This is a genomic window from Actinacidiphila guanduensis, from assembly GCF_900103985.1.
Taxonomy (GTDB): domain Bacteria; phylum Actinomycetota; class Actinomycetes; order Streptomycetales; family Streptomycetaceae; genus Actinacidiphila; species Actinacidiphila guanduensis.
The window spans coordinates 563,389-576,487 of sequence record NZ_FNIE01000003.1 but is presented as its reverse complement, the minus strand read 5'-3'; the positions used below and the strand labels follow the sequence as shown (position 1 = coordinate 576,487).

12 protein-coding genes are annotated in these 13,099 nt (G+C 73.4%); 6 read left to right on the top strand and 6 right to left on the bottom strand.

Annotated features, from left to right (window positions below):
* Positions 1 to 173: 173 nt before the first annotated feature.
* Positions 174 to 521 (bottom strand): DUF192 domain-containing protein, encoded by a 348-nt coding sequence (locus BLR33_RS08790; RefSeq protein WP_093783708.1) that lies wholly within the window; start codon positions 519 to 521, stop codon positions 174 to 176.
* A 43-nt stretch (positions 522 to 564) separates the two neighbouring features.
* On the opposite strand from BLR33_RS08790, the gene BLR33_RS08785 reads away from it, so the two are divergent.
* Positions 565 to 1,284: a prepilin peptidase gene (locus BLR33_RS08785; RefSeq protein WP_245771266.1), complete on the top strand. Its 720-nt coding sequence runs from the start codon at positions 565 to 567 to the stop codon at positions 1,282 to 1,284.
* A gap of 148 nt (positions 1,285 to 1,432) precedes the next feature.
* Here BLR33_RS08785 and mgrA read toward each other — a convergent pair whose 3' ends face one another.
* Positions 1,433 to 2,476 (bottom strand): L-glyceraldehyde 3-phosphate reductase, encoded by a 1,044-nt coding sequence (gene mgrA, locus BLR33_RS08780; RefSeq protein WP_322987148.1) that lies wholly within the window; start codon positions 2,474 to 2,476, stop codon positions 1,433 to 1,435.
* 91 nt (positions 2,477 to 2,567) lie between these two features.
* Complete coding sequence (locus BLR33_RS08775; protein ID WP_093783707.1) at positions 2,568 to 2,942, bottom strand: MerR family transcriptional regulator; 375 nt, start codon at positions 2,940 to 2,942, stop codon at positions 2,568 to 2,570.
* Between the two features lie 122 nt (positions 2,943 to 3,064).
* Here BLR33_RS08775 and BLR33_RS08770 point away from each other — a divergent pair, with 122 nt between their 5' ends.
* The 5 genes from BLR33_RS08770 to BLR33_RS08750 all read left to right on the top strand — a co-directional run bounded on the left by BLR33_RS08770 (position 3,065) and on the right by BLR33_RS08750 (position 9,318).
* On the top strand, positions 3,065 to 4,144 hold the full coding sequence (locus BLR33_RS08770; protein WP_093783706.1) for an alkene reductase: 1,080 nt from the start codon (positions 3,065 to 3,067) through the stop codon (positions 4,142 to 4,144).
* Between the two features lie 131 nt (positions 4,145 to 4,275).
* On the top strand, positions 4,276 to 5,037 hold the full coding sequence (locus BLR33_RS08765) for an isoprenyl transferase (RefSeq protein ID WP_093783705.1): 762 nt from the start codon (positions 4,276 to 4,278) through the stop codon (positions 5,035 to 5,037).
* A gap of 276 nt (positions 5,038 to 5,313) precedes the next feature.
* On the top strand, positions 5,314 to 6,633 hold the full coding sequence (locus tag BLR33_RS08760; protein ID WP_093783704.1) for a PhoH family protein: 1,320 nt from the start codon (positions 5,314 to 5,316) through the stop codon (positions 6,631 to 6,633).
* A gap of 422 nt (positions 6,634 to 7,055) precedes the next feature.
* Positions 7,056 to 7,730, top strand: a complete 675-nt coding sequence (locus tag BLR33_RS08755) for an aggregation-promoting factor C-terminal-like domain-containing protein (RefSeq protein ID WP_245771265.1) — start codon at positions 7,056 to 7,058, stop codon at positions 7,728 to 7,730.
* Between the two features lie 145 nt (positions 7,731 to 7,875).
* Positions 7,876 to 9,318: an AI-2E family transporter gene (locus tag BLR33_RS08750; protein WP_093783702.1), complete on the top strand. Its 1,443-nt coding sequence runs from the start codon at positions 7,876 to 7,878 to the stop codon at positions 9,316 to 9,318.
* A gap of 126 nt (positions 9,319 to 9,444) precedes the next feature.
* Here the strand turns inward: BLR33_RS08750 and BLR33_RS08745 are convergent, their stop codons facing one another.
* Genes BLR33_RS08745 through BLR33_RS08735 form a run of 3 tightly spaced genes read right to left on the bottom strand, consistent with a single transcriptional unit; the run spans position 9,445 to position 13,072 of the window.
* Positions 9,445 to 11,865 (bottom strand): ABC transporter permease, encoded by a 2,421-nt coding sequence (locus tag BLR33_RS08745; protein WP_093783701.1) that lies wholly within the window; start codon positions 11,863 to 11,865, stop codon positions 9,445 to 9,447.
* Positions 11,862 to 12,551: an ABC transporter ATP-binding protein gene (locus BLR33_RS08740; protein WP_176930180.1), complete on the bottom strand. Its 690-nt coding sequence runs from the start codon at positions 12,549 to 12,551 to the stop codon at positions 11,862 to 11,864. Before BLR33_RS08740 ends, BLR33_RS08745 begins: the two co-directional genes overlap by 4 nt.
* Positions 12,548 to 13,072, bottom strand: coding sequence for a PadR family transcriptional regulator (locus BLR33_RS08735; RefSeq protein ID WP_093783699.1), 525 nt, complete (start codon positions 13,070 to 13,072; stop codon positions 12,548 to 12,550). Before BLR33_RS08735 ends, BLR33_RS08740 begins: the two co-directional genes overlap by 4 nt.
* Positions 13,073 to 13,099: the final 27 nt, after the last annotated feature.

Here is a 13,099-nt window from a genome sequence, read left to right as displayed (position 1 = left end):
CCAGCCGCGCGGCCGGAAGCCGAGGGGTCCGGGGGAGTCGGCCAGCCAGGCAGCGAGAGGCCGAGGGAGCCGACAGTCAGGCAACCAGGAGCCGGGGAAGCCGGCAGCCAGGACAGCGAAGGGCCGGCGGAGCCGAGGGGCCAGGACAGCCGGGGGAGCCGACGGCACCCCGCTCAGTCCACCGCCAGCACCGCACCCCGCACCACGCCCCACCCCGCCATCGCCCCCGCCTCGGCCTCCAGTACGTGCCGGGCCCGCAGCCGCGGCCGGCCCACCCGCCCGGGCGGCATCGTCCGCACCGCGAGCACCCGCAACCGCCGGTCCAGGTAGGCGACGTCGATGGCGAACCGCATCCGCACGGTGTGGATGCTGGACGCGGGGGTGAGCAGCAGCGCGCCGGTGATGCCGTCGCTGCCGAGCAGGCCGCGGGTGCGGGCGCGGTAGGAGGCGGCGACTCGCAGCGGCACCGGCCCGTTCGGGGTGCGCAGCACCCGCTCGCCGTCCTGCCAACTGCGCCGCACGGCCCCTCCCCTGGCTGACGGCCGTCCGTGTACGGTCGGCCCGGTGCATGTCTATCTGATCGTGGGCGCCGCCGTCTGGGGAATGGCGAGCGGGCTGCTGCTGCCGCGCGCGGCCTACCGGCTGGCGGTCCCCGCGGAGCAGCCGTGGGCGCGGGCGTGCCCGGCCGCGCACCCTGTGGCCGGCTGGCTGGGCCCGGCCCGCTGCCGCGCCTGCGGTCCCCAGGAGGAGCGGTACGGCGCCGGGTACGGGATCGCGCTCGCCTGCGCGGTGGTGTGCGGGCTGCTCGCCTGGCGGGCGGGGGCGCACCCGGAACTCGCGGTGTGGCTGCTGCTGACACCGGCCGGCATCCTGCTCGCCCGGGTGGACCTGGCGGTCCATCGGCTGCCGGACGTGCTCACCCTGCCCGCCCTGGCGCTGACTGCGGTCCTGCTCGGCGGGGCCGCGCTGCTGACGCGCCACCAGGGGGACTGGCCGCGGGCCCTGATCGCGGCGGCGGCGCTCTTCGTGCTCTACGGGGTGCTGTTCTTCGTCAACCCGGCCGGGATGGGCTTCGGCGACGTCAAGCTCGCCCCCACCCTCGGCCTCGCGCTCGGCTGGTACGGCTGGCCCGCCGTCGTCGGCGGCACCTTCGCGGGCTTCCTGCTGGGCGCCGTGGTCGGCCTGGCGCTGATCGCCACCCGCCGCGCCACCCGCAAGACCGCCCTGCCCTTCGGCCCGTTCATGCTCACCGGAGCGCTGCTGGCGCTGCTGCTCGCGGCGTGAAGGTCCACGGCGTGACCGTCGGCCGCGTCAAGATCCACCGCGGGGAGCCGCCGCCGGGCCGGCGCACCCGCCTGCGGGCCGGGAAAAGGAAGCTCCCCGCCGCAAGGAGCCCTCGTGAAGGGACCCTTGCGGCGGGGAGCGGCCGGCCCTAGGCGTCGCTGCTGACCGACCAGAGGTTCACGCCCTCGGGCTCGACGGCGTGGCGGTCGATCTCCGCGAGCTCCTCGGCGGTGAGCGGGGCGGCGCCCACCGCGGCGACGTTCGCCTCCAGCTGGGCCACCGACGAGGCGCCGATCAGCGCGGAGGTGACCCGCGGGTCGCGCAGCACCCAGGACAGGGCGAGCTGGGCGAGCGACTGGCCGCGGGCGGCGGCCACGTCGTTCAGGGCCCGCAGCCGGGCGGTCGTCTCCTCGTTGACCAGCGCCGGGTCCAGCGACTTGCCCTGCGCGGCACGCGAGCCCTGCGGGATGCCGTTGAGGTAGCGGTCGGTGAGCAGGCCCTGGGCGAGCGGCACGAAGCCGATGCAGCCCATGCCCTCCTCGGCGAGGACGTCGAGCAGGCCCTCGTCCTCGATCCAGCGGTTGATCATGGAGTAGGACGGCTGGTGGATCAGCGCCGGCACGCCCATCTCGCGCAGGATGCGGGCCGCCTCGCGGGTGCGGTCGGGGCCGTAGGAGGAGATGCCGACGTAGAGCGCCTTGCCCTGCTGCACCGCGGTGGCCAGCGCGCCCATCGTCTCCTCCAGCGGAGTCTCCGGGTCGAAGCGGTGGCTGTAGAAGATGTCGACGTAGTCCAGGCCCATCCGGCCGAGCGACTGGTCGAGCGAGGCGAGCAGGTACTTGCGCGAGCCCCATTCGCCGTACGGGCCGGGCCACATGTCGTAGCCGGCCTTGGTGGAGATGACCAGCTCGTCGCGGTAGGGGCGGAAGTCCTGCGCGAAGAGGGTGCCGAAGTTGGCCTCGGCGGCGCCGTAGGGCGGACCGTAGTTGTTCGCCAGGTCGAAGTGGGTGATGCCGAGGTCGAAGGCGCGGCGCAGGATCGCCCGCTGGGAGTCCAGCGTGCGGTCGTCGCCGAAGTTGTGCCACAACCCGAGGGAGACGGCCGGGAGTTTCAGGCCGCTGCGGCCGGTGCGGCGGTACTCCATGGAGTCGTAACGCCCGTCGGCGGCGCGGTAGAGGTCTCTGATGTTCACATTCTCTGCTTATCACGCGCCGGCGTCGGCCCCGTGACCTGGGGGATCGCGGAAGAATCACACTCGGGCGGCGCACCGGCGGCGGGGGCGGTCAGGCGGCCGTCGCCCGCATCCGCTCGCGGTGCTCGCGGGCGATCGCCGTGAGCCGGTCCAGGGCGTCGCGGGTGCGGACCAGTTCGTCGATGTGGGCGGAGAGCCGGTCGCGCTCCTGGGCCAGGCGCTCCAGGGCCGCGTCGGAGTTCTCCTCGCTGGGCGCGTCCACGCAGGGCAGCACCGAGGCGATGGTGCGGCTGGACAGGCCTGCCGCGTAGAGCCGCTGGATGAAGTGCACCCGCTCGATGTCGTCCTCGGTGTAGTGGCGCTGGCCGCTGGGGCTGCGGCTGCTGGTGAGCAGGCCCTGCTCCTCGTAGTAGCGCAGCGAGCGCACGCTGACCCCGGTCCGTGCCGCGAGATCGCCGATCCGCATGCCCGCTCCCGTCCGCCGCGGTCCCACCGGAACGCGACTTGCCTCTGACATCGATGTGAGGTTCTAGCGTACCGGGACCGCCCCGGATTCCGGCCGGGGCCGACCCGAGGAGCATCCGGCCGATGAGCCCTGCCACCCTGTTCACTCCCCACCGCCTCGGCGGCCTGACGCTGCCCAACCGCGTCGTGATGGCCCCGATGACCCGGGTCCGCGCCGCCGCGGGGGGCCTGGCCACCGCGTCCATGGCGACCTACTACGCCCAGCGGGCCACCGCCGGGCTGATCGTCTCCGAGGGGGTGCAGCCCAGCCTGCTCGGCCAGTCCAACCCCGGCACGCCCGGCCTGCACACCGACGAGCAGACCGCGTCCTGGCGGCAGGTCACCGACGCCGTGCACGCCAACGGCGGCCGGATCTTCGCCCAGCTGATGCACGGCGGCCGCGTCTCGCACCCCGACACCACCGGGCTGGTCCCGGTCGGCCCGTCCGCGGTGCCGGCCGAGGGCAGCGTCTTCACCCCGAGCGGGCCGCAGCCCGCGCCCGTCCCGCGGGCCCTGACGACCGAGGAGGTGCCCGAGCAGGCCGCCTCCTACGGCCAGGCCGCCCGACGCGCCGCCGAGGCCGGCTTCGACGGGGTGGAGCTGCACGGCGCCAACGGCTACCTGATCTCGCAGTTCCTCTCCTCCAACGCCAACCTGCGCACCGACCGCTACGGCGGCCCGATCGCCCACCGCATCCGGTTCGCCGTGGAGGCCGCCGAGGCCGCCGTCGACGTGATCGGCGCCGACCGCACCGGGATCCGCCTCTCCCCGGGCGGCACCTTCTGGGGTGTGCGCGACAGCGAGGTGCCCGAGCTGTACGCGGCCCTGCTCGCCGAACTGGCCCGCCTCGGCCTGGCCTACGTCCACCTGGAGGCCACCGCCCCCGAGGAGGTGCTGCTGGGCCTGCGCCGCGCCTGGCCGGGCACCCTCGTGGTGAACCCGACGGTGCCCATGGGCGCGAAGGTGACCGGGCGCGACGACGCGGACCGCTGGCTGGGCCTGGGCGCCGACCTGATCGGCTTCGGCCGGGCCTTCCTGGCCAACCCCGACCTGGTCGAGCGGCTGCGCACCGGAGTGCCGCTGGCACCCCACGACGAGGCCACCTTCTACACCGGCGGCGACGCCGGATACCTGACCTACCCGTCATACGCGTACACCGCCTGAAACGCGCTGCGGGCGGCCGGGAAACGGGCCGGGCCGGTGCCCCCGCGGGGCGCCGACCCGGTTCGCTGGCAGGGGTGTTGGCGAAGTAATGTGGCGGCCCGGGGCGACGAGCGCAGGAGGGCTGGTACGCGATGAATCTGCGCGACCTGGTGTACGGGATGTACTCCCGCAGGGTGGAGCGCCGGCTCGACGCGACCCAGGTGCCCAAGCACATCGGCGTGATCCTCGACGGCAACCGGCGCTGGGCCAAGGCGGCCGGCGGCACCACGGTGCAGGGCCACCAGGCCGGCGCCGACAAGATCGCCGAGATGCTCGGCTGGTGCGAGGAGACCGGCGTCGAGGTGGTCACGCTGTGGCTGCTGTCCACCGACAACCTGGACCGCCCGTCCGAGGAGCTGGTGCCGCTGCTCGGCATCATCGAGGACGCCGTGAGCCGCCTCGCCGCGAGCGGCCGCTGGCGGGTGCACCACGTGGGCACCATGGACATGCTGCCCACCCGTACCCAGCTGGTGCTCAAGGAGGCCGAGCAGGCGACCTTCGCCCACACCGGCATCCTGGTCAACGTGGCGGTCGGCTACGGCGGCCGGCAGGAGATCGCCGACGCGGTCCGCTCGCTGCTGCACGAGCACGCCGGGCGCGGCACCACCATCGAGGACCTGGCCGGGCTGCTGGACGTCGAGCACATCGCCGAGCACCTCTACACCCGCGGCCAGCCCGACCCGGACCTGGTGATCCGCACCTCGGGGGAGCAGCGGCTGTCCGGCTTCATGCTCTGGCAGAGCGCGCACTCCGAGTACTACTTCTGCGAGGTCTTCTGGCCCGCCTTCCGCAAGGTGGACTTCCTGCGGGCGCTGCGCGACTACTCCGCCCGGCACCGCCGCTACGGGTCCTGAGGCCGGCGCCGCGCCGCCGCCGGCCGGACGGAGCCCGGAAGTGCCGGGAAGGAGCCTGAAAAAGGCCCGGAGAAGGCCCGGGAAGGGCCCCGGCGTGCGCCTCGCCGGGCCGTGGGTGGCCGGTGAGCGGGCCGTGACCAGGCGATGACGGTCCGGTGTCCGTCCTGGCCGCTCGCATGGCGGCATGATTTCCAGGGCATACCACTGGCAGACCGGCATCCGGACCGCGGGCGCCGGGACGCAAGACTCACCTCTCCCGAGGGGGTTCGTCCACACGTGGTGACCAGCAAGAATCGCCGTGATCACGACCGGCGTACGTACGTACTCGACACCAGCGTGCTGCTCGCCGATCCCGGCGCCCTCACCCGTTTCGACGAGCACGAGGTCGTGCTGCCGGTCGTCGTGGTGTCGGAGCTGGAGGCGAAGCGCCACCACCCGGAGCTCGGCTACTTCGCGCGCCAGGCGCTGCGGATGCTCGACGAGCTGCGGATCCGGTACGGCAGGCTCGACGCGCCGATCCCGATCGGCGACGTCGGCGGCACCCTGCGGGTCGAGCTGAACCACTCGGACCCGGGCGTGCTCCCGGCCGGCTACCGGCTCGGGGACAACGACGCGCGGATCCTCGCCGTCGCCCGCAACCTGCAGGCCGAGGGGTACGACGTGACCGTCGTCTCCAAGGACCTGCCGCTGCGGGTCAAGGCGTCCTCGGTGGGCCTGCTCGCCGAGGAGTACCGCGCCGAGCTCGCCGTCACCTCCGGCTGGACCGGGATGGAGGAGCTGCACATCGCGGCCGAGGACGTGGACGCCCTCTTCGCCCAGGAGACGGTCGACCTGCCCGAGGCGGCGGGCCTGCCGGTGCACACCGGCCTGGTGCTGCAGTCCGAGCGCGGCAAGGCGCTCGGCCGGGTGACCGCGGACGGCAGCGTGCGCCTGGTGCGCGGCGACCGCGAGGCGTTCGGCATCCACGGCCGCAGCGCCGAGCAGCGGATCGCGCTCGACCTGCTGCTCGACCCGGAGGTCGGCATCGTCTCGATGGGCGGCCGGGCAGGCACCGGCAAGTCGGCGCTGGCGCTGTGCGCGGGCCTGGAGGCCGTGCTGGAGCGCCGGCAGCACCGCAAGGTGATGGTCTTCCGCCCGCTGTACGCGGTGGGCGGCCAGGAGCTGGGCTACCTGCCGGGCACCGAGGCCGAGAAGATGAGCCCCTGGGCGCAGGCGGTCTTCGACACCCTCTCGGCGGTGACGTCCAAGGAGGTCATCGAGGAGGTGGTGGCCCGCGGCATGCTGGAGGTGCTGCCGCTGACCCACATCCGGGGCCGCTCGCTGCACGACGCCTTCGTGATCGTGGACGAGGCGCAGTCGCTGGAGCGCAATGTGCTGCTGACCGTGCTGTCCCGGATCGGCGCCGGCTCGCGGGTGGTGCTCACCCACGACGTGGCCCAGCGCGACAACCTGAGGGTGGGCCGGTACGACGGCGTGGTCGCGGTGGTGGAGAAACTGAAGGGCCATCCGCTCTTCGCCCACGTGACGCTGAACCGCTCCGAGCGCTCGCCGATCGCCGCGCTCGTCACCGAGATGCTGGAGGACGGCGTCGGCTGACGCACTGCCCCAATCTGTCCGATATTCACATGAGTTGAGGCTGCTGTGCCCGGTGGAACGGGCGCAGCAGCCTAGCGTTTCTCGGGCTCCCGCGCGGAGATTTACCGCCGTCCGCAGCATGTGAAGTTTGCCACTCAACCGGAAATTGCCGCAGCGCGTCCCCGTACGGCAGGGTGTGAGGCTGTCAGGCCCCGCTCATGGCACTCCTGCGCCCCCTCGGGGGAGCCGGACGGCACCACCACAAATCCACATCGCACGCCATGAGCCGCCCGAGCAGTACGCGGAATCCGCAACGGACTTCGCACCGGGCCCGCACCCCCGTGACCGACCGGCCCGTACGGCGGACCGGCCCGAGGGGTCAGCGCCAGGGGCACGATTGCGTCCGTGCGGTCACCAAGCGGGCGCTTCCGGAAGGAAACCGTGTGAGCCGGATCTCGGTCCGGGGACTCGCGGTGGCTTCGGCCACTGCGGTCACCACTGTGGGCGCCGTCGTGGGCGTCGCGTCGGGTGCGGAGAACAGCGGGCCTGCCGAGCAGCCCGTCGAAGCCGCCGGTACGACGACCCTCCTTGCCGACATCCCCGCTGGACAGCAGGTGCAGCAGGCTTCGTTGACCGAGCAGATCCAGGCTCAGTCCGACGCCGCTGACGCGTCCGCCCGGCAGTCGGCAGAGCAGGCCGCCCGCGTCCAGGCCGCCAAGGACGCCGCCAAGAAGAAGAAGGCGGAAGACGAGGCGGCCAAGCAGAAGGCGGAGGCGGCAGCCGACCACGGCAACCCCGACGCCAGCTTCCCGGTGAGCGCGTCGTACACCATCGCGCAGGTCCAGGCGATGGCCAAGCAGATCGTGGGCTCGGGCCAGTACGCCTGTTTCTCCAACATCGTGACGCGCGAGTCCGGGTGGAACTACACCGCGACCAACGCCTCCTCCGGCGCCTACGGCCTCGTCCAGGCGCTGCCGGGCTCCAAGATGTCCTCCGTCGGCGCCGACTGGCGGACCAACCCGGCCACGCAGATAAAGTGGGGCCTGAACTACATGAACAGCCGCTACGGCAGCCCCTGCGGCGCCTGGCAGTTCTGGCAGGTCAACCACTACTACTAGGCCGACAGGCCGCGTAGCGGGCCGAGTTGCTCCCCTGCCGGTGACGGGATCGGGCCGCCCCCGCGCGGCCTGATCAACCTCCGCCCCGGGTAACGTCGTCCTTCACAGCAATACGACAGACGGCACCACGGGTCAGGGGAGAGCCATGCCGGACAAGCGCCACTGGAGCGCAGCGCTCGCTTCCGGGTTGGCGAACCTCGCCGGGCGCCTCGACGAACGGCACGCGACCATTTCGGCCCGCGACGCCGCCGACCGCGGGGAGGACACCGAGGACCCCTCGGCGGCTCCCGCCGAGGCCGGCCCCACCGAGCCGCCCGAGCGCGCTGCCGCACCCGCCGCCGCTCCCGCTGTCAGGCGCGAGCGGCCCGCGGTGCCCGTGCAGCGCGCCAAACCCGCCATGGACCCGGTCGCCGTGGTCCCGTGGAGCATGCGGGTCGCCGCCGAGGTCGGCTGGCGGCTGCTGGTGCTGGCCGGCACCGTCTACGTGCTGATGCGGGTGATCGGCGCGGTCCGGCTGGTCGTCCTCGCCTTCGTCGCCGCCCTGCTCATCACCGCGCTGCTGCAGCCCTTCGTGGCCCGCCTCAAGCGCCGCGGGGTGCCGCGGGGACTGGCCACCGCGATGGTCTTCATCGGCGGGTTCGTCGTGATGGGGCTGGTCGGCTGGTTCGTCGTCTGGCAGGTGATGGACAACATCGACAACCTGTCCTCCAGCCTCCAGGACGGCATCAACCAGGGGAAGCGCTGGCTGCTGCACAGCCCCTTCCACGTCACCGACGACCAGATCAACCAGGTCGCCAACAACCTGAGCAACGCGCTGAGCCACAACACCAAGCAGCTCACCGACGCCGGCCTGCAGGGCGTCACCGTTATCGTGGAGTTCCTGACCGGCGCCCTGCTGGCGATGTTCAGCACCCTCTTCCTGCTCTACGACGGCGCCAACATCTGGAACTGGGTGCTGCGGCTCTTCCCCGAGGGCGCCCGGGACGGGCTGGCCGGCGCCGGGCCCCGCGCCTGGCGCACCCTCACCCTCTACGTCCGCGGCACCGTCATCGTCGCCCTCATCGACGCGATCTTCATCGGCATCGGCATCTTCTTCCTGCGGGTGCCGATGGCGGTGCCGCTCGCCGTGGTGATCTTCCTGTGCTCCTTCGTGCCGCTGGTCGGCGCGGTCGCCTCCGGCGCCATCGCGGTGGTCGTCGCCCTGGTCACCCAGGGCCCGTTCACCGCGCTGATGGTGCTGGTGGTGGTGCTCGCCGTGCAGCAGATCGAGGGTCACATCCTGCAGCCCTTCATCCTGGGCCGCGCGGTCCGCGTCCACCCGCTGGCCGTCGTGCTCTCCGTGGCGGCCGGTTCGCTCATCGCGGGCATCGGCGGCGCCATCAGCGCCGTGCCGCTGGTCGCGGTCCTCAACACGGTGGTCGGCTATCTGCGCCAGCGCGCCAAGGACATCGCGGCCCTCCAGGAGGAGACGGAACTCGCCGAGAGCGCCGAGGAGGCCGCGCCCGCCGAGAAGAGCGCCGGCGAGCCGCCCGAGGACGGCTCCCCGGAGGAGCCCGCCTCCGACGAGCAGCCGGCGTCCGTGAGCTGACCCCGCGCGAGGCCCGGGAGAAAACTCCCGGGCCTCGCGCGTGTGCGCTGGCGGGTGCCGGTCGGGGCGCTCGAGTACCCGCCGGGGCCGGCGCGGTCGGCCGCCCGCCGAGCGGCCGGCCGACGCCTATTCGGTCCGCAGCCCGTCCGGCCGCATCATCCGCCACAGCGGCGGGAGGCTGACCAGCGTCACGGCGAAGACCACGCCCGCCCCGACGAGGGAGAGCAGCCCCACTTCAGGCCAGTCCGTCCGGAACGGGTGCCCGACCATCGCCAGCAGCGCGGCCCCGAGGGCCGTGCCGCCGCCGACCGCCAGCAGCAGCCCCAGGACGACCGGCACCGCCGTCTGCCACAGCACCGACCAGGCCAGCGCCGAGCGCTTGGTGCCGAAGGCGACCAGCACCGCCAGCAGTTTGCGCCGCTCGCGCAGCTGCTCAAGCATCGTCACCAGCAGGCTCGCCCCGATCAGCGCCATCGTCAGCGTCGCCCCGGCGAACAGGCCCCGCCGCAGTTGCGTGTACTGCGACTTGGCGTGGGTGTTGCTCAACTCGTAGACATAGGTGCCGATGCCGAACCCGGCCGCGGTGTTGCGCACGTACTCGATCGCGTCCGGCTGCTTCGGCGCCAGGGCGACCATGATCTGGGCGTTCGGCGCGCGCAGCCGGGCGGCGTCCAGCGCCTGGGGAGCGGCGAAGATCCCCCACTCCTTGTCGCCCGCCGGGTCGGTGCGGCCCGCGACGGTGGGCGTGCCGGCCGGGACCGTCCACAGCCGGGGCGTGCCCGTGTAGCCGCTGCCTTCCGGCGGGTTGAGGTCGATCCGCATGCCGGGCCTGGCGTACCGGGCGAGGTCGTCGCCGAAGTCGCCCGGCGGCGGCACGACGAAGGTGCTCGTCGGGGTGCACCGGGTGATGCGGGCCAACTGGCGCAGTGTCGCGCAGTCGCCGACGACCACCGGGAGGTAGGCGGCGTCCGCCGTGTCCTTCAGCTTGCTCGCCCCGCCCTGGGTGGCCTCGGACTGGGTGTAGCCGAAGACCTCGGCGGCCCCGCGGGTCGCCTTCAGCCTGCGGACATCGGCCGCGGTCTGGGCGCCGTCGGTGATCCGGGTGCTCACGTGCACCTGCGCGCGGCTGACGTCGGCGCCGGTGGAGGTGACGAACTCGCCGTTCACGCTCTGGAAGAGCATCTGCAGCGCTATCGCCCCGGCCACCGCCACGGTGACACCGCTGACCATGCGCGCGGCGGCGTTGCTGCTCAACTGCAGCCTGCGGGTGGCCAGCTGCCAGGCCACCGGGCCGCCGCGCAGCCGGCCCACCACCGCCTCGACGATCCACGGCAGCACCGCCGTCACCCCGAAGAGCATCAGCACCGCGCCGGCGGCGACCTGGTACTGGTTGATGTGCCCGGTGCCCTGCGCCTTGCCGAACAGCGGGGCCAGCAGCGCGAGTCCGACCGCGGGCAGCAGCAGCCGCCACCACAGCCGGCGCGGCCGCCCCACGCCCTGGCGGACCACGCCCAGCGGCTCGACCACGGTGCCGCGCAGGCTCAGCAGGGTGACCGCGACCGAGGCGGCGGGGACCGCCACCGCGATCAGCACCGCGAGTCCGGTGCCGGGCCGCAGGTCCGAGGGGTAGGCGGAGATGTCCCGTATCGTGACGTGCGGGGCAAGGTGCCGGCCGACCAGGAAGAAGAGCGAGCCGAGGGCCAGGCCGAGGAGGGCGCCGAGCAGCGCCTCGCCGGCCGCGATCCTGCGGGTGGTCCGGATGTCGGCGCCGACCAGCCGCAGCGCGGCCAGCCGCCGGTCCCGGCGCTCGCCGCCGAGCCGTACCGCGGTGCCGACGAAGATCGCCACCGGCAGCAGCAGCACCACCAGCACCATCACCAGCAGCAGGTCGAAGACGGGGCCGAGCACCTCGGGGCTGCTGCCGCGGCCGAAGCCGGTGGCGCGGTCGGCGTTGCCGCCGTTGTCGGCATCGCCGGCGGTCAGCCGGCTGTCGCCCGCGTAGAAGTAGAGTTCGGCCGGGCCCAGCAGCCCGGCCGGCTCGATGGTGCCGGTGATCCGGTACGGGATGCGCTCGCGCAGCAGCGGTGAGGCGGCCAGCAGCTTGCGCAGGGCGGGGGAGACCACCATCCGGCCCGGCCCCGGCAGCTGTTCGACCCCGGGCGGGCGTTCGGGGGCCGGGCCCTCGGGCCGTAGGAGCACGCCGGTGATGTCCCGGCCGTGGTACTCGGTGTTGGCGTCGGCCACCAGCAGGGAACCGGGCGTGGGGTGCTGCAGCGTGGCGGTGACCGAAGGCGTCCGGTCGGTCTCCTTGCGGTCGCGGGTGTGCAGCATCGCCGGCGCGGCTGCCGCGAGCAGCAGCAGCGCCACGCCCATCGCGACGCCCACGGCGGTCAGCGCCGTACGGGTCCAGCCCTCGCGGCCGCTGACGGCGAAGCGTGCGCCCAGGGCGAGGTCGCGCGCCCAGGTGCGCAGGTCCGGCTGCGGCTCCCGGTCGCGGGCCCCCGAGGTCGTGTCGGAACCGGCGAACGGCTCGTGCGGGGCGCTCATGACACCTGTTCCAGGTCGCGCGACTTCCCGTCCCGCACGACGATCTCCCGGTCGGAGTAGGCGGCCACCCGCGGCTCGTGGGTGACCAGGACGACAGCGGCGCCGGTGTCGTGCGCGGCATCGGTCAGCAGCCGCATCACCCGCTCGCCGTTGAGGGAGTCCAGGGCGCCGGTCGGCTCGTCGGCGAAGACCACCCGGGGGCTGCCGACCAGCGCGCGGGCCACTGCGACCCGCTGGCCCTGGCCGCCGGAGACCTCGCCGGGCCGCTTGCCGGCGATCTCGCCGACCTCCAGCCGCGCCAGCCACTCGGCGGCCTGCGCCTCCGCGGCCCGCCGCCGGGTGCCGGCCAGCCGGGCAGGCATCGCCACGTTCTCCAGGCAGGTCAACTCCGGCACCAGCTGGCCGAACTGGAAGACGAAGCCGAAGTCGGTACGGCGCAGGGCGCTGCGCTCGGCGTCGGACATCGCGGTGAGGTCGCGGCCGCGGTAGCACACCCGGCCGGAGTCGGCCTGCACGATCCCGGCGAGGCAGTGCAGCAGGGTGGACTTGCCCGAACCGGAGGGGCCCATCACCGCCACCACCTCGCCCGCGCGCACGGTCAGGTCGGCCCCGTCGAGGGCGGGGGTCCGGCCGTAGGACTTGCGCAGCGCGGTGGCCTGGAGCAGCGGCTCCGCGGCGGCGGTCACGATGTCACCGCCTTCGCGAGTTGGTCGAGCCGGGCGGCGGTCAGCTCCAGCCAGCGCAGGTCCGCCTCCAGGTGGAAGAGGGCGTGGTCGCAGATCAACTGGTCGGCCAGGTCGCCGGACTTCTTGCGGCGGGTCAGCTCCCGCATCAGCCGCAGGTGCTCGGCCCGCTGGGTGTCCAGCAGGTCGGCGGCCGGGCGGCCGGTGAGCAGCGCGAGGACCACCTTGGTGTAGAGGGTGGTCTGCAGGTACGGCTCGGGCTTCTCGGGCTGCCGCAGCCAGGCGTCGACATCGGTGATGCCGGCGTCGGTGATGGCGTACCGCTTGCGCTCCGGGCCGCCGCCGGGCTCTATCCCGTCGACCTCGACCAGGCCGTTTTTCAGCAGCCTGGCCATCGTCGAGTAGACCTGGCCGTAGGCGAGCGGCCGGTCGTGTCCGAAGCGTTCGTCGAAGGCGCGCTTGAGGTCGTAACCGTGGCGCGGCCCGGACTCCAGGAGCCCGAGCAGAGTGTGGCCGATTGACATGCAGCGCACACTACACCACGGGTATAC